Origin of the sequence: Novosphingobium sp. KA1 (assembly GCF_017309955.1) — a bacterium.
Classification (GTDB): Bacteria; Pseudomonadota; Alphaproteobacteria; order Sphingomonadales; family Sphingomonadaceae; genus Novosphingobium.
This window is the reverse complement of the sequence record NZ_CP021248.1, coordinates 1,605,812-1,625,825: the sequence shown is the minus strand read 5'-3', so window position 1 is coordinate 1,625,825 and position 20,014 is coordinate 1,605,812. Positions and strand designations below refer to the sequence as shown.

Below are 20,014 nucleotides of genomic sequence, written 5' to 3'. Positions count from 1 at the left end.
CGCTCTCCGTGTCGGCTTGTTCGATCAGGGTAACAACGTCCCTGATATTATGCTGTTTCCGTCATAAAGTCGGCAATTTTCAAGCGCGTTTCGGTTCGGATCATTCACTGGCTGCGTTCGCATGGGCCGAGCGCTGCAAGGACCATGCGATAGTCCGCATAAGCCTGCTGCTTGGAGGGAAAGCTGCCTGACACGTAAGCACTTTGCGGCGGCGAAGCCGGCATGAAACAGGCAAGGTTGTACCATTCGAGGGTGTCTCTGGCAGGGGGACGCAGATCGCCTCCCGTCACTTCCGAAAGCGAGACGCCCCAAGTCTCGGCCTGGCCGGGCAGGTGGCGAACGGCGATGGTCACCGGCCCCTTTTTCGTATCGAGGAAGATCTGCGTGCGCCCTTGCCCTGCAAGATTGCCCGGAACGTAGCTGAGTTCCCTGACCCCCGTGACCGGGGCCGGGGCGTGCGGCGAGACCAGAGCACGAAGGACGGCGCGCAGCCGATCTTCCCGTTCCGGCGACCACAGTTGCTGTGCCGTAGGTTCCACCAGCTTTATTTCCTCGGGGCGGCCGGGAACGGGCGAGGCGAAAAGAAACACATCCTTGCCTGTCAAATCGGCGCTGCCTTGGCCTGGCGCCACCGGCAGGTCGACCAGATATCGCAGCGAGCCCCCGATCCCGCTCTGGCCGTACAGCAGCGCCTTGGTGCTGGCTTCTGCATAGTAGCGGCGATGGCTTGGCACCAGTGCGCCTGGCGTCGAGGTCGGCACAGGCTTCATTTGCGTTACCCTCGCCAGTACGACCAGATCGGCCTTTTGGGAGAGCTCTACCGTGTCGACGTATGTTCCCTGATCCGCCGAATGGGAGCGGACCTGAGCCGGAGCGGCGCTCGGCGCGAGCGAACAGGTGGCGGCCGCAAGGCCGATCAGCTGGGTTGAGAGGCGGGGGGGCATGGTCAGGGGTTCCGCTGAAAGGACATGGAGGCGGGCGACAGGAACGTGCGTTCAGGGCTAGGCGGCGTGGACAAAGGCAAAATCCGCCCCGGTCGGATGCTGGAACACTCGTAGGCCGAATTCGGGCATGATCGCGATGAGATGATCGAAGATATCCGCCTGGATGTCCTCGTAATGCGCCCAGGCAGTGGTCGCGGCAAAAGCGTAGATCTCAAGCGGCAGGCCGTGTTCACCGGGCGCGAGTTGGCGGACCAGCAGGGTCTTGTCTTCGGCGATGTCCGGCCGGGCTTTCAGATAGGCCAGCACGTAGGCGCGGTAGGTGCCGATGTTGGTGAGGCGGCGTGCGTCGAGGATTTCCGAGGGTGCGTTCCTTTCGTTCCAGTTGCGGACCTGCGCCTGACGGTCGCGCAGATAGTCGCCAAGCAGGCCGAAGCGCGCGACCTTGGCGAGACCCTCATCATCGAGAAAGCCGATCGAGGTCTGGTCGATCATGAGCGCACGCATGATGCGGCGGCCGCCCGATTCCGACATTCCCCGCCAGTTCCGGAAGCTTTCCGTGATTAGCCGATGCGTGGGGATGGTGGTGATGGTCTTGTCGAAGTTCTGAACCTTCACCGTGTGCAGCGCGATATCTATCACATCGCCGTTGGCGTCGAGCTTGGGCATTTCGATCCAGTCGCCCACGCGCACCATGTCGTTGGAGCCGATCTGGACCGAGGCGACCAATGAGAGAATGGTGTCCTTGAACACCAGCAGGAGTACGGCAGCCATCGCACCTAGCCCCGAGAGGAGCAGCAGCGGGGACTGGTTCATGAGCGCCGCCAGCACGAGGATCGCGGCGGCGGCATAGACCAGCAGGTTGGCAACCTGGACATAGCCCTTGATCGGCCGGTTACCTGCATCGGGCCGCCGCTGGTACAATTCGTTGCCCAGCGTCAGCGTTGTCGTCACAGCCAGCGCCAGGGTGAGGATGATGAACGCGGCGCTCAGGCTGTGGACGAAGGCGACCAATTCGGCCGGCAATCCGGGGACCGCGGCGATTCCGGACTGGACGATCAGTGCGGGCAGGATGTTGGACAGGCGCGCGACGATGGCACCGACATGCTGCGCTTCGGCCTCGAACGGGCTGCGGCCGAGCAGCCGCAGCACGCCTTTCAGGACGATGCGCTTGGCCACCCAGTTCGCAAGGCAGGCGCCTCCGGCAAGGGCGAGGAGCGTGAGGCCCGTCCGCATCCAGGGCTCGCGGGCCCAGGGCATGTTGGTGCCGGCGAAGACGATGGTCGATACGAAAGGCTGGTCAGGCAAGGGAGAATACTCGAGACGGGAGGCGGAAGGGGCTTCAGGTGCGCGGAAGGGGTTTTCCCGCGCTTTCGGGTGTGAAACGCAGCGCCAGCAGGCCGCAGAGGCAGGCGGCGATCATGACATAGGCGGGAACGAGCGGATTGCCCGTCACATCGATCAGCCAGGAATTGAACGCCGGCGCGGTTCCTCCGAACAGCGAGGTGGAAAGATTGTAGGCAAGCGCGAAACCCGCAAAGCGAACCGGTGTCGGAAAGAATGCCGGAAACGTTGCCGAGATCGTGGCGAGTTGCGGCACATAGAGCAGGCCAAGCAGGACGTAGCCGATCGCGGCCGGCGCCGTGCCCAGACCCATGAGATGGTAGAGCGGGATGACCAGCAGGATCAGCCCCAGCAGCGAGAAACGCCACATCGGCTTGCGGCCGATCCGGTCGGACAGCGAACCGGCCAGGGGTAGGAGAACCATCATGAACACCATGCCCGCGATCGGTACCATCAGCGCGGTGTCGGTGGCGAGGCCCAGCCGGCGTTCGAGATACGTCGGCATGTAGCTGAGCAGCGTGTAGTTGACGACGTTGAGCGCAATGACGAGGCCGCTCATCGCCAGAAGCGGGCGGCGATGGCGCTTCAGCAGGTGGCCGAGGCCTCCATGGCCGGCCGGGCTGTCGTCGCGGTGTGCTTCCGCTTCCTGAAACAACGGCGTTTCCGCCATGCGCGCACGCAGGTAGACGCCGACAAGGCCGAGCGGCCCGGCGAGCAGAAACGGCAGGCGCCAGGCCCATTGGCGCATGGCCTCCTCGCCCAGCGCCAGCGAAAAGCCCAGCATCAGCAGGGCGCCCGCACAAAAGCCCGCCAGCGTGCCGACTTCTAGGAAACTTCCATAGAAGCCGCGCTTCTCGTCCGGGGCGTACTCCGCCATGAAGATCGCGGCACCGCCATATTCGCCGCCCGTGGAGAAACCCTGGAGCATGCGCATCGCGATGAGGAGGGCCGGCGCCCAGACGCCGATCGCAGCGTAGGAGGGGATCAGGCCCACGCCCACGGTCGCCCCGGCCATGAGCAGGATCGTCAGCCCGAGAACGGCCTTGCGGCCATAGCGGTCGCCGAGCGGTCCCCAGAAGAGGCCGCCCAGTGGGCGAACCAGGAAAGAGATCGCGAACGTGGCAAGCGCAAACAGGGTGGCGTCGGCAGTTTCGCCGGGAAAGAGCGCGGCGGAGATGTAGCTCACACCGTAAGCATAGATGCCGTAGTCGAACCATTCGGTGGCATTGCCGATGGCAGAGGCGGCGATCGCCCGGCGCAGTGCGCGTGGACTTGCTGACAGGTTTGCAGATGGGCTGGCGGGTTTGGGGATGGGCGGGTTCAATGGGTGCTCCCTGTTTTGGTTTGCTCAGCCGATCCGGTCGCCGGATCCAAGGCGAGGGGATCAAGCGAGGCGGCCAGCGGCGACGTGCGCGGCAGGATGACGAAGTCTTCCTGCAGATGAGCCGGCACGGGCTCGGATCTGGCCTGCCGCATCAGCGCAAACGAAAGGGCAGCGCTGGCGCAGGCGGCGATGAACAGGAACAGGCCCGAAGCTCCGGCCAGCGCCACTGCAAGAGATCCGATCGCCGGACCGGCCGCTGCACCCAGCGAATAGACAAGCACGAGGCCGCCGCTTGCCGCCACGCGCCGGTCCGCGGAGAGGTGATCGTTGGTGTGCGCCACGCACAAGGGATAGAGCGCGAAGCTCAGTCCGCCGAACAAGGCGCCCAGACCAAGCAGCAACGATCCGGGGGCTGCCGCAAGGACGATCGTCAGCGCTGCGGCAAGCGTACCTGCAAGAACGAGCACGATCACCTTGCGCCGGTCGATGCGGTCGGACAGCCAGCCGAGCGGCCATTGCAGGATCACGCCGCCCAGGATCACCGCACTCATGAAAAGGGTGGTATCGGCAAGGTCCATGCCCAGCCGGCGCGCGAACACCGCACCGAGTGCGTAGAACGCGCCGAGCATCATGCCGGTCAGTCCTGCGCCGACCATTCCGAGCGGGGATGCCTTGTAGAGTTCGGCAAATGGCAGCGGGGCCAGTGCGCCGGTATCGGGTGCGGCGATACGGGTAAGGAGCACCGGGATCGCCGCGACGGAAACGAGGATCGAGCCGATCAGCAGCGGCATGGCCGGATTGCCGGCGCCGAGGCGGATCAGGAATTGCCCCGCCGCCTGCCCGCCGTAGAGCAGGATCATGTAGCCTGCCAGCACTACGCCCCGGCGCTCGGGACTGGCCCGTTCGTTCAGCCAGCTTTCGATGCAAACGTAGATCCCGGCGAGGCAAAGCCCGTCGACAAGGCGCAGCGCTCCCCAGAACAGCGCGTGGGTATAAAGCGCGTAAGCGAGGGTGTCAGCGCTCAGCAGCGCCACGAACGTCGCAAAGGCGCGGATATGGCCGATGCGGCCGACAAGTGCCGGAACCCGGATCGAACCCAGGGTCAGGCCAGCGAAATAGGCCGTGCCGACAAGACCGATCGTCAGGGCACCGCTTCCCGACCGCTCCAGTCGCAGGGCGACGAGCGTGTTGAGGAAGCCGCCCCCCGCCATCAGCAGGAAAATGGCGGCCAGCAAGCTGCGGACAGGAAGAATGGCGCTGAGCATGAAACGGCCCCCCTTGCTGCCGGTCGCGGCAGCAAGGGGGCTTTCCCATCAAGCCGCGGCGCGGTCGGTCAGGGCGTCGCTCTCGACGAGTGCCGCGTGCAGCGCCTGGATCGCGCCTTCGAAATCCGCCGGATCGACGATGAACTGGATGTCGACGCCCTGGATCTGGTGCTGGAGCGCGACAAGACCGATGCCCGCCCGGTCGAGCGCGGCGAGCGCGCGCGGCACCAGTGTCGGTTCGGACAAGGCGCTGCCGATCACCGATACCATCGCCACTTCCTGCGCTGTCACTTGCGCGCCCGGCCATTGCCGGCGCAAGTCCTCGACGATCCGTGCAGCCTGTTCGGCACCGGTTCCGCTGAGGTAGTGGGTAATCGTATTGGCGTTGGAGCTCTTGCTGACGATCCAGGCGCCATGGCGCGTGAGTGTTTCGAGGATCGCGGCGTCGTAACCCTTCTCCCCCACCATGTCCTGCTCGAAGAACTGCAATGCCTGGACCGAGGCGAGCCCGGTGACGATTTCCACGCGGGGCGTTTTCGAAACGAAGTCCCCTTCGATCAAGGTGCCCTTGTCATGGCGTTCGAAGGTGTTGCGAACCCTGAGCGGGATGCCCGATTGGCGCAGGCCCCGGCCCGCGCGCGGATGGATGGCTTCCATGCCGAGATTGGCGAGCTGATCGGCGACGTCGTAGTTGGTGCGACCGATCTTGCGCGCCCGCTCTTCACCCACAAGGCGCGGATCGGCGCTGGAGAGATGGAACTCCTTGTGGATGATGGCTTCGCGGGCGCTGGTGACGACGGCAATGCGCGAAAACGTCATTTCGGAATAACCGCGCGCGTAACGGCGGACCATTCCGCCCTCGCAGCCTGCGTATCCAGTGACGATCGGCATTTCGCGCGACAGGTCTATGGTGTCGAATGCGGCGTGGATGCGTTCATCCAGACTGACCAGATCGTCGTGGTTCCAGACGGAAAGGTCGACGAAGACGGCGTTGACGCCGCGATCGCGCAGCAGCAGCGCGGTAGAGTGCGCGGCATGAGCTTCGCCGAGCCCTGCCAGCATCTCGCGCACGGTGCTCATCTGTTCACTGAGGCAGAAATGGCCGCGACTGCGCAGCCGGTCGAGATCCTCGAGGCAGGCATCGAGCGTCGCAATCCGCGCGGCCACGAAACGGTCCGCTTCCTCGCGGCTTTCCGGGCGGGCGAACATCTCGGCATTGCGGGCCCACATCGCGCCGAGCACGTCGGTCAGGGCCGTGCGCCAGGCACCCGGCGTTTCATTGCGGAGAAAATGACCATGGACGCCGGGGGCGCCGGTCTTCTTGTTTTCGAGCAGCAGGTCGGTCATCCCGGCATAGGCAGAGACAACGAAGATCCGATTGTAGAGCTCCGCGCCCTCCCGCCCGGCGATCAAGACGTTTTCGAACACGGTGGAGGTTGCCGCCATCGATGTGCCGCCGATCTTTTCGACGCAGTGTGTTCTCGTCATGCCGGTGCTCCCTGGGTAATGCCGCCAATCGGGCCGGAAACCGGCGTGATGGGACGAACGAAGCGGGTCGCAATGAATTCGGGGCGACGGGCAGGGGCCGCGAAGGGATCTTTCAACCGGTTGCTGACCGCGTTGTAGACGAGGAACGCATTGGCGCGGGGGAAAGGCGTGATGTTGCCGTTCGAACCGTGCATCGTGTTGCAGTCGAACAGCACCACGGTGCCCGGCTTGCCGACAGGGGCGACGATCCCGTGCCGATGGGCCAGTTCGGCAAGGCTCATCTCGTCGGGCACGCCATATTCCTGGCGTCGCAGGGACTGGCGGTAGTGATCGGGCGGGGTCTCGCCGACGCAGGAGACAAAAGTGCGATGCGAACCGGGCAAGACCATGAGCGGTCCGTTGTTCGGCGTGTTCTCGGCCAGCAGGACCGACATCGACAGAGCCCGCATGGAGGGCATCCCGTCTTCGGCGTGCCAGGTTTCGAAGTCGGAATGCCAGTAGAATTCCTTGCCCGCGAAGCCCGGCTTGTAGTTGAGCCTCGACTGGTGGAGATAGACTTCATCGTCGAGCAGGAAGCTGGCCACGCCCGCCAGTCGCGCGTCGGCAACCAGGCGAGCCATCACCGCGCTCTGCAGATGGATTTCGAAGATCGAGCGCACTTCGCGGCTGCCGGGCTCGATCACGACCGTCTCATCCTTGAGGCCGGCCGGATCGGCCAGAAGGCTTCCGGTTTCGGCCTGCAGGGCGGCGACTTCCTGCGGTGAAAACACGTTCTCCAGAACGAGGAAGCCGTCCCGGTCGAATTGTTCGATTTGTGCCGCGCTCAGCGGCGCCTGCGGGGTCCAGTCCCGGCGCGCGACGGGTTCGCCGCGCGGCAACAGCCGGGGTTCGCTTGCGCACCGGGTCGGATAGAGATCCTGCATCTTGAACCTGTCCCTCCCTGTTCAGTCCGCGAGCGCCGGGTAGGCGCCGTTCTCGTCGTGCACCTCGCGGCCGGTGACCGGCGGGTTGAAGGCGCAGGCACACAGGATGTCCTGCGTCGGCCGGACGATGTGGCGGTCATGGGCGTTGAGCGCATACATCACGCCCGGCTTCAGTTCGTGGGTGAGCCCGGTGCCGAGATCCTCGATGGTGCCGGTGCCCTGAAGGACAAGCACGGCTTCCAGGTGGTTCTGGTAGTGCATGTGCAGTTCCTCGCCCGCGAACATCGTCGTGACGTGGAAGGAAAAGCCCATCTGGTCGTCCTTGAGCAGCAGGCGGTCACTGACCCAGCCTTTGCCCTCGACGTGGCGGTCGGACGTGCGGATATCTTCGAGATTGCGAACGATCATGCGTGAATTCCTTTTGGTGGGAGGAGGCTCAGGCCGCGACGCCGAGCGCGTGCTGCTCGGCCGAGGCAGGCAGCGCCTCGGCGACGGCTTCTTCCAGAATGTCGAGACCGGCATTGAGCACGGCATCGTCGATGACGAGCGGGGCAAGCACCTTGACGATCTCGTCATGCGCGCCGCTGGTCTCGATGATGAGCCCCTGCGCGAAGCAGGCGGAGGTGATCTTCGCGGCGATCTCGCCGCTCCCCACGTCAATTCCGCGCATCATGCCCCGCCCGCGCGTCGAGAGACCATGGCGCGTAGCCATGCGTTCCAGCCGCCGCTCCAGGATATCGCCGCGCCGGGTGATATCGTCCTGGAAAGCGGGATCGGCCCAGAACTCGCGCAAGGCGGCCGTGGCGGTGACGAAGGCGTGATTGTTGCCGCGGAACGTCCCGTTGTGCTCGCCCGGCGCCCACTGGTCGAGGTGGGGGCGCATCAGCGTGAGCGCGAAAGGCAGGCCCATGCCCGAGAGCGATTTGGCAAGCGTCACGATGTCGGGTGTGAAACCCATTGCATCGAAGCTGAAGAAGCTGCCGGTCCGCCCGCAGCCGGCCTGGATGTCATCGACGATCAGCAAGGCGCCATGCTTGCGGGCGATCGCGGCAATGCGGCGCAGCCACTCAGGCGATGCCGCGTTGAGGCCGCCTTCGCCTTGCACGGTCTCGACAAGGAAGGCGGCGGGTGAGTCGAGCCCGCTCGAAGGGTCCGACAGGCGCTGTTCGAGCAGGTCCGCGGTATCGACGTCGGGTCCGTAGTAGCCGTCGAAGGGCTCGTGGCTGACGTGGCTCAGCGGGACACCGGCGCCGCTGCGTTTTCCGGCATTGCCGGTGCAGGCCAGCGCGCCCAGGGTCATGCCGTGGAAACCGTTGGTGAAGGCGATGACCATCTCGCGTCCGGTCACCTTGCGGGCCAGCTTGATGGCCGCTTCCACCGCGTTGGTCCCGGTCGGCCCGGTGAACATAGCGCGGTAATCGAGCCCGCGCGGCTCCAGGATTATGTCCTCGAACGCGCGCAGGAACCGGGTTTTGGCCTCGGTATGCAGATCGAGCGCATGGGTCACGCCGTCGCGCGCGATGTAGTCGATCAGTGCCTGCTTCAGTACCGGATGGTTGTGACCGTAGTTCAATGAGGAACAGCCCGAGAGGAAGTCGAGGTAGCGCCCGCCCTTGCTGTCGTGCAGCCATACGCCTTCGGCGCGGTCGAACTGGCGCGGCATGGCGCGCGAATAGCTGCGCACCTGCGATTCTCGGCGGTCATAGATGCTGGTGTCCGGCGCATCGGCGCTCGGTGTGGGAATCGTCGTCATGTGGAGGAAACCCCCTGTTCGTTTGGAAGTGACGTTCAGTTGGACGAATTGAAGGGCAGGGGGGCGATGCACGCCTGCCATTCGGTATCGTGTGCTCCGGCAAAGTGGCTTTCGCGATCGAAGCGCACGGAGCGGGTCAGCACGGCGCCGTGGCGCCGCGCGAAGGCCGTGAAGAGGGCCCAGGAAGCCGGATTGGCCTCGGTAATGGTGGTGGTGAGTTCGCAGGCGCCGCGCGATGCCGGGCGCACGATCAGCGCGTCGAGCATGCGCCCGCCGAGGCCTTGGCCGCGCGCTTCGGCCGCGACGGCAACCTGCCAGACGAACAGCCGCTCGGGATGCGAAGGAGGCCGATAGGCGGAAATCCAACCGACAATGCGGCCGTTCCTCTCGGCAACGACGCAAGTGCCGGCGAAATCGCTGCACTGCAGGAGATTGCAATAAGCCGAGTTGCCGTCGAGCGGCGGCGAGGCGGCGATCAGTGCGGAAACGGCCGGTCCATCCTCTGCTTTGGGTTCGCGCAGGATAATCGCTGCGCCCGCGTCCACTGAAGTGCGACGGCCGACGGCGTGCGCGCGGATCGGGCCCGCGGAATCGCTCCGCAGGCGGGCATTGTTTACATCATCATCAAATATTACTTCACCCTCCGAAGCACGTTCGCGTGCTTGGCTGTTGCCATGTCATCCGTGGTTCTCGGCCATTACCATAGGCATTACGAGAAGATGCGCAACAGTACGGAGTCGAAAATGACCTCTCAAAGCTGTCATTGAAGTGCAATTAATTCGACAATCGAAGCATCTTCACGCTTGGCGCAAACCCGCAGGAAAGCTAGCTGTCGGGCATGGAAATCGACCTCACGCCGGCGGCCCTTCTGGCCCTGCGAAAAATTCTTGACGCGGCCGAGTTGGAGAACCGGAAAATGGCTGCCGCGACGGGCCTGACCTCCTCGCAGGCATTGGTGCTGCGGCAGATCGGCGGCCATGAGACGATTACGCCGAGCGCCGTCGCCAGCGTCCTGGGCTTTGGGCAGGCGACGATCACCAATATTGTCGATCGTCTCGTGGCAGCGCAGCTCGTAACGCGAACGCGCGGTCTTGCCGATAAGCGGCAGGTCCTGTTGCAGGTCACCGAACTGGGGCGGGAAAAGCTCAGGGCTTCGCCGTTTCCGCTCCAGATGCGCTTCAGTCAGGGGTTTGCCGGTCTTGCTGCCTGGGAACAGGCGATGATCCTGGCCGGGCTCGAGCGGCTCGATGCCTTGCTCGCGCCCGAGGTGGCAGGCCCGAACTGACAGAGCGGCTTGTTCCCGGCAGCGGCGATAGGCGGAACAATCCAGAGCGGGGAGAAATATCGGACTTGCCAGGTGGACATCCAGCCGGTTGAGCGTGATGTGGCGCGAGGCCGCCTGTGAATAGTTCTTCGTCGGCATGGTCCTGAAGCGGAAGTTTGGCGACATCGCATTGCCAAGTTCTTCCTCACGATCGGCGCGCTACCGATCGGCGCTTCGGTCGGGAGGGAAGGGCCCACTGTCCAGATTGCGGCTGCCGTGATGGGCCGCATTCACAAGATATTCCGAATTCCTCTGAAATCGTCGGTTTACATCGCTGGCGGTGCGGCAGGCGTCGCGGCTGCCTTCAACACGCCGCTCGCCGGAGTGGCATTTGCGATCGAGGAACTGGCCGCAGCCTACGAGCAACGCATGACCTTGTCAGGTCGTAAACGCATAAACGGGACCATCGAGGTTTGATGGCAAAATGGCCCAGCGCTGCGTCGGGAAGTCTTGAAATATCGACATAGTCCTGCGCCTCCTCTCCTTGAATTGACGGGTTTTGCCTCCGGTCGTGACCTCGAGGAATTTGTCCACGCCGCCTAGGCTCAGGACTCGTTGATCACAGCCAGAAGAGTACGGTGGCCGCGAGAGCAAGGGCGGAGAAGAAGACGGTTGGGCAGCGGTCGTAGCGGGTTGCCACGCGACGCCAGTCTTTCAGGCGACCAAACATGATCTCGATGCGGTTGCGCCGTTTGTACCGGCGCTTGTCGTATTTGACGGGAAAATAACGAGATTTTCGGCCAGGAATGCAAGGCTTGATGCCCTTTCGCTCGAGCGCGTCCCTGAACCACTCGGCGTCATAGCCCCGGTCAGCCAGCATCCACTGCGCCTTGGGCAGATCATCGAGCAGGGCTGCCGCGCCGGTGTAATCGCTCACCTGGCCGGCCGTGATGAAGAAGCTCAAGGGGCGGCCGTTGGCATCCGTGACGGCGTGAAGCTTGGTATTCATCCCGCCCTTGGTCCGTCCGATCAGACGGCCGAGATCCCCTTTTTTACCCCAAGGCTGGAAGCCGTGCGGTGAGCCTTCAGATAGGTTGCATCGATCATGACGGTCTGAGGCTCAGCCTTCTTGGCAGACAGGCCCTCCATCATTCGGGTGAACACTCCCATCGCGCCCCACCGTTTCCAGCGGTTATACAATGTCTTGTGCGGACCATATTCCCTGGGCGCATCTCGCCAGCGCAGGCCGTTGCGGTTGACGAAGATGATCCCGCTCAGCACCCGCCGGTCATCAACCCGGGGTTTGCCATGGCTCTTGGGGAAATAAGGCGACAGACGCGCCATCTGCTCCTCCGTCAGCCAATACAGGTCGCTCATGCTCAGTCTCCTCGCGGAGCCTGAATCACATCGCCCTCTGCCAATCAATGGGTCCTGAGCCTAGCGGTGCGGGCGATCGTCCCCGTTTCGCCTTCGGGCCTGCGGGGGAAACTTTCGTCGCCACCTCGGCGCTGCGGGTGCAGGTGCTGATCGACCTGCCGGTCAATCTCGCGGTCGCCTCGGTCAACGTGCACCTGCCCGTCATCCTCGACGTTGCCGCGGCGCAGGCGCAAGTGACCGGGATCAACTGCCCCGACACCGGCGAACAGGCCAGCGACACCACGGTGAACGTCCTGGCCAGTTCCGGCCTCGTCAATGCCTATGTCGGCGATGTGCCTGCCTTCGATCCGATGGCCAGGACGCTGCCGGCGCTGCAGGCGGCGGACTTCAAGCAGACCGAGATCGCCGGCATCTCGCTGCTGGGCATCGGCGCCACCGTCAGCGGCAGGGCGGTGGTGCAGCCGGTCGCCGGGGCGCAGAGCGCGGCGCTGACGTTCGGCCCCGGCGCCGGCACGCCCGCGCAGCCCACGCATGCGCAGACGATCGGCAATGCGGTGAAGATCGGCCAGACCCTCAGCAGCGTCACCACCAGCCTGCTGCGCTCGGACGGGCTCGACGTGAAGCTCGACGTTCTGGGGGCCTGCCTGCCGCTCGCCTGCTCGCTGCTGGAATCGACCGGCCTTTCGACCGTCACCGGCACCGTCCTGCCCGCGCTCGTGCAGCCGGTGACCGATCTGGTCGGCACGGTGGTCGATCCGCTGCTGACCAATGTGCTGACCGCGCTCGGCATCCAGCTCGGCACCGCGCGGGTCTGGACCACCGGGGCACGCTGCGGGGTGCCCGTGCTGGTGTGACATTCACGGACACCGATGCCGGGCAAGCCCCCGTCCGGCATCGGTACTCTCAAGGGGGGCAATGGGGAGAAATACGATGAAGGACATGGTTCTCAAGTTCCTGGTCCGCCTCAAGACCGATGAACGCGGCCTCACGGCCGTTGAATACGCGGTTCTCGGCGCCATCGTAGTGGGCGGGATCGTTGCGGTCGGCGATGCGTTCCAGGCCGATCTTTCGACGGCATTCGGGCATCTGTTCGACCAGACCTGAACGGGAGGTTCTGCCATGCGCATGTCCGCCGGATGCTTGTCCCGGTTACGGAGGTGCACGCGCGGGATGGCGGCGCTGGAGTTCGTTTTCCTGGCTCCGGCGCTGCTTCTCCTGGTCTTCGGCACCATCGTCTATTCGATCTATTTCAGCGCGCTGATCGGCGTGCGGCAGGCCGCTGCCGAAGGCGCGCGGGCGGCGGTTGCCGGGCTCTCGTCCCCGGAACGGGCGAGCCTCGCCCGGGCCCGGGCGGCGGCGGTGATGGACAATTACAAGACGCTGCTCGGCAACAGCAGCACGCCGGTTATCACCGCCAGCGCCGACGGCACCGGCGCCTTCACCGTCGCGGTCAGCTATGACATGAGCAGGAGCCCGATCATGCGTTACGGCAACATGGTTCCGCTGCCGACGGCGAACCTCAGTGCCAGCGTCATCGTGACCAACGGCGGCTATTGAGATGGTGGCGCTGGACTATATCCGCCTGGCGGTATTGATCGTGCTGGTCCTGCCGCCGGTGGTATTGCCATGGGAAGGGCGCCGGGCACCGGATGCGGCTTATGCCGCGATCGCCCTGGCGGGGTTGGCCTTTGGCTTTGCCCGCTCGGGCCCCGAAGGCGCGGCCCTGGCCCTTGCCACCGGGGCGGCATGCCTTGCGCTTATCCTGTCTCAGGTTGCGGCACTGCGGTTTGCCAGTGGAATGCAAATCCTCACCGGTGGACAAATTAAACTTCTGTCATCGGCGGCCTTATACCTCGGGCCTGTCGCCGCTTGCGCCATGGTATTGATAACAGGGTTAATGCTATTTATTATGGGGGCAATTTATAGCATAAGCAGTAAAGGGAGGCGCCCGGATGCAAATGCTATCGCAGTCATGGCGATACTTTGCACTGGATTCGGCCAGATCATGATGCTGGTTTGATAATCGGGGGATGCCTGGATAACGGACCGAAAAGGCTTTCGGAGGTCTTTGGCGCATATGAATGAAATGACACCGAACTGGAGAGCGCGGCTGGGGGCCATCCTCAGCCCGGCAAACGCAACGGTGACAAGACCCGTGGAAGAAGAGATCGCCGGTTCGCTTCCGATCGAGACGGTGCTGATCGTCGATGACGATGCGGACTGGTGCGAGGAATGCGCCTTCAGCCTGCGGGCGATGGGATATGCCCCGCTGGTGGCCGGTAGCGCGCGCGAGGCGGAACGCCTCTATGCCGAGAATGACGTCGCCATCGTCATCGTCGATTACAACATGCCCGGGCAGGACGGCATCTCGCTGATCTACGAGCTGTCGCAAAGGGCTGACCTGCGCGGGCGGCGGCTGCAGTTCATCATGGTCACCGGTAATGCCAGCAAGGACGTCGCGGTTGACGCGATGCGCGCCTCGGCGATCGATTTCCTGGAAAAGCCGGTGCAGCAGGCCGATCTGCGGCGGGCGCTGCAGCGCACCAAGGGGCTGCGCGATGCGCCCGGCGCGCGCGGGGACCTGCTGGGCAAGATCAGCAATCTCAGCCAGGAACTGCGCAGCCTGGCGCAATTGCTGGATGAACCGGAGGAGCAGCAGGGTGCCGCGGCCGCCCAGGGCGCTGCCGGCGGGCCGATCGGCCCGGCCCAGGCCTCCGTCCGCCTGTCGCACGATCACCAGCCGGGCGAGCTTACCGCCTATATCCGCGAAATCCTGCGCAAGGAAAGCAAGCGCCGCGAGATCGGCGGGGGCGAACTGTTTGGCGATCCGGCCTGGGAAATGCTGCTGGATCTGCTGCTGGCCAAGATCGAGGGGCGCGAAGTGGCGGTTTCCAGCGCCTGCATTGCCTCGGGCGCGCCGATGAGCACGGCCCTGCGGCTGGTTCGGCGGCTTGTCGCGGAAGACGTCCTGTGCCGCCTGCCCGACGAGCATGACCGGCGGCGGCACTTCCTGGTCATCAACCCCAATCTCGAACAGCCACTGATCGACTATCTGTCCGAGCAGCTGCACGCGCGCAAGGTCGGTGCAGCCCTCAGGGCGCCGGGGCTGGTGGGCCAGTAACGGGATCCGTAACGGGATCCGTAACGGGGCGGGCGAGACCGGAGCTTGTCGGGAAGACACGGTGCGTCTGCGCCTGCGCGCCCTGCGCGGTGATGAGCTGCGCGGTCATGTCGGCCGTATGGGGGCGGTGAACAGTGCTGACGCAGTCGCTCCGATGCTATCGGACCTGACACTGCCGTACTGGCACACATCGTCCCGGAACACGCACGATCCTAGACGGTATTCGTGAAGCCCAGGATGGAAAACGATCCGGTTGATGCCGGTTCTGCTTCCAGGCCCTGCCGCATCATGAGCAAAGGAGCATCACGAGGCCGGTCCGGCTGAACCGGCCTCGAAGCCTTTTACGCGTCAGGGGCCGGGCTGCTCGCAGCTGGTTTTGCGGCCGGCTTTGCGGCGGGCTTTTCCTTGGCGGTCCTGGTCGCATCCGGCTTGGCCTTGGCGCCTGCTTTTGCCGCTGCCTTGGCCGGAGCCTTCTTTTCCGCGGGCGTCGCCTGCCTGGCTGCGGGAGCCACGGGCTTGTCCTTGGGCGCGGCCTTGGCGTTCTTGGGTTTGGCGCTTTGGGGCTTGGCGGCAGCAGCCTTGGCCGGAGTGGGTTTGGACTTGGTTGCAGCGGTCTTGGCGGGCGCAGCCTTGGCGGCGGCGGCCTTGGCCGGCGTGGATGGCGGCGAAGCGGGCCGGGCCATGCGGCGGGGCTTCTTGGCGCCGCCTGTCGCGGGCGCAGCCTTGGCGGGGGTGGCAACCGCGGCAACCGCCGGGGCCGAGGCGATCGCGGGCGCCGGGCTGTCCTTGGCGGCGGCGGCAGCCGGGGCGGCGGCCTTCTTGGCAGTCACCTTGCGGGCAGGCTTGGCGGCCTGCGCTTTTGCCGCCGGAGCTTTCTCGGCCAGAGTTTCGGTAGGCGGAGTTTCGGTGGCCGGCGCCTTGGTGGTCGCAGCCTTGGCAGGCGCCTTGCTGGCAGGCTTTGCCGCGATGGCGGGCGTTGCCGCCTCTGCCGGACGTCCGCCAAGACCGAGCTTGCGGGCAAAGTTGCGGCGCAATACGGAATAGTCCGGGGCGACGAGAGGATAGTCGGCGGGCAGGTTGTAGCGCGCCTTGTATTGCTCGGGCGTGAGACCGTTGTTCGACAGATGCCGCTTGAGCGTCTTGTAACCCTTGCCGTCGATCATGCTGAGGATGTGCTGCGGCGAAGCCAGGCTTTCCTCGATCGTGACGGCGGCGACGTAAGTCTCGATCACCTCCTCGCCGGGCGCAGGCGCGCCGCGCAGCGCGGTCCTTGTGGCTTCGATCAGGCTGGGCAGCTCGCTGCTGGGGACACTGTTGTTGGCGAAGTAGGCGCTCAGCAATTCTACGGTGAGGCGTGCCAGTTCCGGTTGATCGTTGTCAGACATCGGTGAAGCTCCCGAATACCATTTTGGACAGCAGGTATCGTTCCTTCCGCGCGAACGGCCGATAAGTAAAGCTATAATATTGCAATCGTCCGTTCGGACGCCGCTGCGGGTCCGGTGAAATGGCAAGGGGGAGTGCCTGGACCGGCCTCCCCCTTTTTTGTGTTCGTCTTGCGATGCGGCGGCGGGATCTATCCCTTGGGGGTCACCCAGACCTCGACCGGGGTGATGAACTTGCCCGGCGCCGGCTTGCCGACGTGGACGCGGTCGGCGGTGACCTGTTCGCCGTTTTCGAGGTGGAAGGTGACCCAGGGCTTGGGCATGCGCTCGAACTTCATCTTCTGGATGAGCTGGCCGGTGGTGGAATTCATGATCTGGGCAATGATACTCATGCGCGCGCCGCTAGCGCCGGGCAGGGGGCGGCGTCCATGCCGGTGAGGAGGGTTATCCCGCGTTCTCGTGCGGGGGGCGCTTGGATCGACCCGGGACTTGGCGCTATCCGGGAGGCGGATGACTGACCCGCGCGGAGTGACTGTGCCGAAATCGAGATGGCTGCTGCTGGCCGTGCCCCTTGCGCTTTGCGGCGCCGATCCCGCCATCGCGGGCGCTTCCGGCGAGACCGGCGCCGGCGTACGGGAGGGCGCACGGGCAGCTGAGCGGGCGGGTGCGGCGGCGGCCTATCTCGACGCGCAATGGGGCAGGCCGGGCGGCTGGAACGCCAGCGAGAACTGGCAGCGCTTCGTGATCGTCGATGCCCTGCTCGACTACCAGCAGCGCACCGGCGAGCGACAATGGAGCCCCCGGATCGCCGCGGCCGTGCGCAACCGCGAGGGGCTCTATCTCAACGACGACGCGCTCTGGGCGGTCATCGCCAGTGTCCATGCCTGGCAGGTCGATCGCGATCCGGCGCTGCTCGACTATGCGGGCACGACGTTCGGCACGCTGGTGACGACCTATTGGGACGATCGCTGCGGTGGCGGCATCTGGTGGGATCCCAAGCGCAGCTACAAGAACGCGATCACCAACGAACTGCTGTTCTACGCCGCGACGCAGCTCTACCTGGCGACGGGGCAGGCGGGTTACCGGGACTGGGCGCTGCGCAGCTGGCAGTGGTTTCGCGCCTCCTCGATGATCGGTGCCGACGGCCTGGTCAACGACGGGCTCGACGGGCTTTGCCGCAACAACGGGCAGGCGCGCTTCACCTACAACCAGGGCGTGCTGATCGGCGCGCTGAACGACCTGACGGCCATCACCGGCGATCCGCAGTACCGCGGCGTCGCGGTGGCCACGGCGCTGGCGGCGACGCGCAGGCTGTCGACTCCCGCCGGAATCCTGCGCGAGCCGGTCGGCTCGCTCGGTGCCGACGGGCTGATGTTCAAGGGCGTGTTTGCCTATCACCTGGGCCATCTGCTCGACGCCATGCCCGACAGCGCCGAGCGGCGTGAACTCGCCCGCTGGACCGCTGCCAATGCCGAGGCGGTATGGCGGCTGAGCGCGGCGGGCACGCGGGGGATCGCGGCGGACTGGTCGCTCGACGCGGCGACCTGGGATGCCGCCCGCGACGGCCAGACCGCCACCGCCGCCGCCGCGGCACAGGTCTCCGGGCTCGCCATGCTGCTGGCCGCCATGGCCGCGGGCGGCCCGCCGCCGCGAGCGGTGGTGCAGGCCGAGGGCGGGCCGGAGCAGGCACGATGAGCGAGCCGCGTCCCGCCGCGCCGCTGATGAAGGACATGCTCGGCGAGGCGGCGCTCGGCGTCATCGCGGCGGCCGGTGCGGCGGCGGCCGCCTCCACCGCAGCTGCCACCGCAGCTGCAACCTCTGGCCGGTTCGATCACGACGGGTTTCTCGAAACCGCCCGGGCCGGGCTGGCATCGCTCTCGATCATGGAACGGGTGCGCCATATTGCCGATGCCCTGGCGGCGGCCTTGCCTCCGGCCTATCCCGAGGCGCTGGAGATCGTTGTCGCCATGGGGCCGCACCTTGGCCATGCCTTCCAGGCCGTCGCGGTCACCGAATTTGTCGCCCGGCGCGGCCTCGATCATTTCGACCTGTCGATGGCCGCGCTCGCCCGTCTCACCCGCCACGGCACGGCCGAATTCGCGGTGCGGCCGTTCCTGGCCGCCGACCCCGCGCGCACGCTGGACACGATGCTGGAATGGAGCGGGCACGAGGACGCGCATGTCCGCCGCCTCGCCAGCGAAGGCTGCCGCCCGCGCCTGCCGTGGGCCGGGCGGATTCCGGCGCTGACCGCCGATCCCACGCTGGCCGCGGCGATCCTCGAACGGCTGAAGGCGGACCCCAGCCTCTATGTGCGCAAGTCGGTCGCCAATCATCTCAACGACATCGCCAAGGACGCGCCGGACTGGGTCGTCGCGCGGCTGGGCCAGTGGCCGCAGGACGATGCGCGGACCCGCTGGATCGTCCGCCATGCCTTGCGCACCCTGATCAAGCACGGCGATCCCCGCGCGCTTGCGCTGATCGGGGCCGGGCACGGGGCGGAGGTGACACCGGGCGAGTTCACCGTCACCCCGGCCCGGCTGCGGCTGGGCGGGGAGATCACGATCGCCGCCGAACTGACCTCGACCGGCCGGGACGTGCAGCGGCTGGTGGTGGATTACCGCCTCCACTATGCGCGGCCCTCGGGCAAGAGCGCTGCCAAGGTGTTCAAGCTCAGGACTTTCGACCTTGCCGCGGGCGAGACGGTGCGTCTGGCCATCCGCCAGACGATCCGCGACTTTTCCACGCAGCGGCATCATCCCGGCGTCCACGCGATCGACCTGCTGGTCAACGGCAAGGCGGTGGCAAGGGGCGAATTTGTTTTGGAACAGGATCTCCCCTAAGCGGGCTTGGCCGGGTGGGCGCCGTCGCCTATGGGCACGGCTTCTCTTCCCTCAGGCATTCGGACATTTCATGACTTCGGCAAAGGACCTCATCCAGCTCGGCAAGCTCGTCGCCCAGGCGCAGGGCTGGGACGAGGCGCGGGCCTTCAAGGCCTTCGAGATGACCGATGCCGACCGCGCGCGCATCGCCGGCAGCGCGGTCGCCCTGCTGAAAGTGTTCCCCCGGGCGCCGGGCAGCGGCGCGCAGCTCGCCGCCGCCTTTGCGGTGCAGCTCGGCCGGGTGCTGGACGCGCCGATCCAGGTGGTTGCCGGAACCCTGACCGTCGACGGCGTGCCGGTGCTGGGCAGCCGCCAGCCGGTGACGGCGGCCGATGTCTGCGCGGATGGCTTTAGCGGCCACGTCTGGGTCATGATCGGGCCGAACATTGCCGAGCTGGCGCTGTTCCGCCGCGCCAACGAGCGGGACTGTCCGCCGGTGCTGGCCCGCCACGTCCATTCGGTGTTTGGCCATGACAAGGGGCTCTACGTCGACCAGTGGCGCAAGGTGCGCAGGCAAGGGCTTGGTTACGAGCCGCAATGCGTGCTGGGCACCGAGGCGGTCGATGCGCTGATGGCCGGGGCGTTCCGGCTGATCAAGGGCGCCTGATCGGGCGCCCTCCCGCCGCTCTACCGCCGCTCTTCCGCCTTAGGGGCTCGCGCGCCAGACGTCGTTGGCGGGCTGCATGATCGAGCAGAGCTTGCGCTCGCCCTGCCACAGTTCCGCCTGCCATGGCTGATGGTCGTGCAGCTGCGCCTCGCGGTGCGCCTGCACGAGGGCCCCGCCGGCATCCGGCGCCTCGAACACGATCTGGGTTGCCGGTCCCGGGCCTTCCGCATCGAATCTCAGTGTATATCTTGCCATTCGCGACCTCCGTTCAGGCACACGATTCCCCACGCCATCATCCTACGCCGGATGGGCGCGCTGCGCACGGGGCGATGCGATGGGGCGCCTC

General features: G+C 65.7%; 22 protein-coding genes and 1 pseudogene. 10 read left to right on the top strand and 13 right to left on the bottom strand.

What is annotated here, in order from left to right:
* Window positions 1-104: 104 nt before the first annotated feature.
* From CA833_RS24810 to ectA, 9 genes are all read right to left on the bottom strand, one after another.
* Complete coding sequence (locus CA833_RS24810) at window positions 105-944, bottom strand: hypothetical protein (RefSeq protein WP_142639169.1); 840 nt, start codon at window positions 942-944, stop codon at window positions 105-107.
* Between the two features lie 57 nt (window positions 945-1,001).
* A complete protein-coding gene (locus CA833_RS24805; protein WP_242526627.1) occupies window positions 1,002-2,177 on the bottom strand; it encodes a mechanosensitive ion channel family protein in 1,176 nt (391 codons plus the stop codon).
* Window positions 2,178-2,283: 106 nt separating this feature from the next.
* Complete coding sequence (locus tag CA833_RS24800) at window positions 2,284-3,609, bottom strand: MFS transporter (protein WP_370584592.1); 1,326 nt, start codon at window positions 3,607-3,609, stop codon at window positions 2,284-2,286.
* Window positions 3,606-4,874 carry an MFS transporter gene (locus CA833_RS24795; protein WP_207080549.1) on the bottom strand — a complete coding sequence of 423 codons (1,269 nt, stop codon included), beginning with the start codon at window positions 4,872-4,874 and terminating at the stop codon, window positions 3,606-3,608. The genes CA833_RS24800 and CA833_RS24795 overlap by 4 nt, the downstream gene beginning before the upstream one ends.
* A 48-nt stretch (window positions 4,875-4,922) precedes the next feature.
* Window positions 4,923-6,362, bottom strand: coding sequence for an aspartate kinase (locus tag CA833_RS24790; protein ID WP_207080548.1), 1,440 nt, complete (start codon window positions 6,360-6,362; stop codon window positions 4,923-4,925).
* A complete protein-coding gene (gene thpD / locus CA833_RS24785; RefSeq protein WP_142639163.1) occupies window positions 6,359-7,285 on the bottom strand; it encodes an ectoine hydroxylase in 927 nt (308 codons plus the stop codon). Before thpD ends, CA833_RS24790 begins: the two co-directional genes overlap by 4 nt.
* A gap of 21 nt (window positions 7,286-7,306) precedes the next feature.
* Window positions 7,307-7,693: an ectoine synthase gene (locus tag CA833_RS24780; RefSeq protein ID WP_142639161.1), complete on the bottom strand. Its 387-nt coding sequence runs from the start codon at window positions 7,691-7,693 to the stop codon at window positions 7,307-7,309.
* Window positions 7,694-7,721: 28 nt separating this feature from the next.
* Entirely contained in the window at window positions 7,722-9,038 is a 1,317-nt protein-coding gene (gene ectB, locus CA833_RS24775; RefSeq protein ID WP_142639159.1) for a diaminobutyrate--2-oxoglutarate transaminase, read from the bottom strand.
* 35 nt (window positions 9,039-9,073) lie between these two features.
* Entirely contained in the window at window positions 9,074-9,562 is a 489-nt protein-coding gene (gene ectA, locus CA833_RS24770; protein WP_142639520.1) for a diaminobutyrate acetyltransferase, read from the bottom strand.
* Between the two features lie 314 nt (window positions 9,563-9,876).
* Between ectA and CA833_RS24765 the strand changes: the two genes are divergently transcribed.
* Both CA833_RS24765 and CA833_RS24760 read left to right on the top strand, forming a co-directional pair.
* Entirely contained in the window at window positions 9,877-10,323 is a 447-nt protein-coding gene (locus CA833_RS24765; RefSeq protein WP_142639157.1) for a MarR family winged helix-turn-helix transcriptional regulator, read from the top strand.
* A 120-nt stretch (window positions 10,324-10,443) separates the two neighbouring features.
* Window positions 10,444-10,740, top strand: a pseudogene (locus CA833_RS24760) (chloride channel protein); the annotation flags it as partial.
* Window positions 10,741-10,921: 181 nt separating this feature from the next.
* Here CA833_RS24760 and CA833_RS24755 read toward each other — a convergent pair.
* Window positions 10,922-11,679, bottom strand: a protein-coding gene (locus CA833_RS24755) for an IS5 family transposase (RefSeq protein WP_207079810.1) whose coding sequence is annotated in 2 segments (ribosomal slippage) — window positions 10,922-11,346 and window positions 11,346-11,679 — 759 coding nt in all. Because the reading frame shifts where the segments join, the coding sequence is not laid out codon by codon here.
* A gap of 47 nt (window positions 11,680-11,726) precedes the next feature.
* Between CA833_RS24755 and CA833_RS24750 the strand changes: the two genes are divergently transcribed.
* The 5 genes from CA833_RS24750 to CA833_RS24730 all read left to right on the top strand — a co-directional run bounded on the left by CA833_RS24750 (window position 11,727) and on the right by CA833_RS24730 (window position 14,800).
* Window positions 11,727-12,533: a hypothetical protein gene (locus CA833_RS24750; RefSeq protein ID WP_207080547.1), complete on the top strand. Its 807-nt coding sequence runs from the start codon at window positions 11,727-11,729 to the stop codon at window positions 12,531-12,533.
* Between the two features lie 76 nt (window positions 12,534-12,609).
* Window positions 12,610-12,783 (top strand): Flp family type IVb pilin, encoded by a 174-nt coding sequence (locus CA833_RS24745; protein WP_142639131.1) that lies wholly within the window; start codon window positions 12,610-12,612, stop codon window positions 12,781-12,783.
* 66 nt (window positions 12,784-12,849) lie between these two features.
* A complete protein-coding gene (locus CA833_RS24740) occupies window positions 12,850-13,236 on the top strand; it encodes a TadE family protein (RefSeq protein ID WP_242526495.1) in 387 nt (128 codons plus the stop codon).
* 1 nt (window position 13,237) lies between these two features.
* Complete coding sequence (locus tag CA833_RS24735; RefSeq protein ID WP_207080545.1) at window positions 13,238-13,699, top strand: hypothetical protein; 462 nt, start codon at window positions 13,238-13,240, stop codon at window positions 13,697-13,699.
* 123 nt (window positions 13,700-13,822) lie between these two features.
* Window positions 13,823-14,800 carry a response regulator gene (locus CA833_RS24730; RefSeq protein ID WP_242526494.1) on the top strand — a complete coding sequence of 326 codons (978 nt, stop codon included), beginning with the start codon at window positions 13,823-13,825 and terminating at the stop codon, window positions 14,798-14,800.
* Between the two features lie 341 nt (window positions 14,801-15,141).
* Here CA833_RS24730 and CA833_RS27255 read toward each other — a convergent pair whose 3' ends face one another.
* Both CA833_RS27255 and CA833_RS24720 read right to left on the bottom strand, forming a co-directional pair.
* Window positions 15,142-16,185 carry a MucR family transcriptional regulator gene (locus CA833_RS27255; protein WP_142639125.1) on the bottom strand — a complete coding sequence of 348 codons (1,044 nt, stop codon included), beginning with the start codon at window positions 16,183-16,185 and terminating at the stop codon, window positions 15,142-15,144.
* Window positions 16,186-16,373: 188 nt separating this feature from the next.
* Window positions 16,374-16,574 (bottom strand): hypothetical protein, encoded by a 201-nt coding sequence (locus CA833_RS24720; protein ID WP_185928812.1) that lies wholly within the window; start codon window positions 16,572-16,574, stop codon window positions 16,374-16,376.
* 142 nt (window positions 16,575-16,716) lie between these two features.
* Between CA833_RS24720 and CA833_RS24715 the strand changes: the two genes are divergently transcribed.
* The 3 genes from CA833_RS24715 (at window position 16,717) to CA833_RS24705 (ending at window position 19,668) form a co-directional block, all read left to right on the top strand.
* The gene (locus CA833_RS24715) at window positions 16,717-17,877 is read left to right on the top strand and encodes a glycoside hydrolase family 76 protein (protein WP_242526493.1); all 1,161 of its coding nucleotides are present in this window, start codon (window positions 16,717-16,719) and stop codon (window positions 17,875-17,877) included.
* The gene (locus CA833_RS24710) at window positions 17,874-19,022 is read left to right on the top strand and encodes a DNA alkylation repair protein (RefSeq protein ID WP_207080543.1); all 1,149 of its coding nucleotides are present in this window, start codon (window positions 17,874-17,876) and stop codon (window positions 19,020-19,022) included. The genes CA833_RS24715 and CA833_RS24710 overlap by 4 nt, the downstream gene beginning before the upstream one ends.
* Window positions 19,023-19,092: 70 nt before the next feature.
* Window positions 19,093-19,668 (top strand): hypothetical protein, encoded by a 576-nt coding sequence (locus CA833_RS24705; RefSeq protein ID WP_207080542.1) that lies wholly within the window; start codon window positions 19,093-19,095, stop codon window positions 19,666-19,668.
* 39 nt (window positions 19,669-19,707) lie between these two features.
* Here the strand turns inward: CA833_RS24705 and CA833_RS24700 are convergent, their stop codons facing one another.
* Entirely contained in the window at window positions 19,708-19,923 is a 216-nt protein-coding gene (locus CA833_RS24700; RefSeq protein ID WP_142639117.1) for a hypothetical protein, read from the bottom strand.
* Window positions 19,924-20,014: the final 91 nt, after the last annotated feature.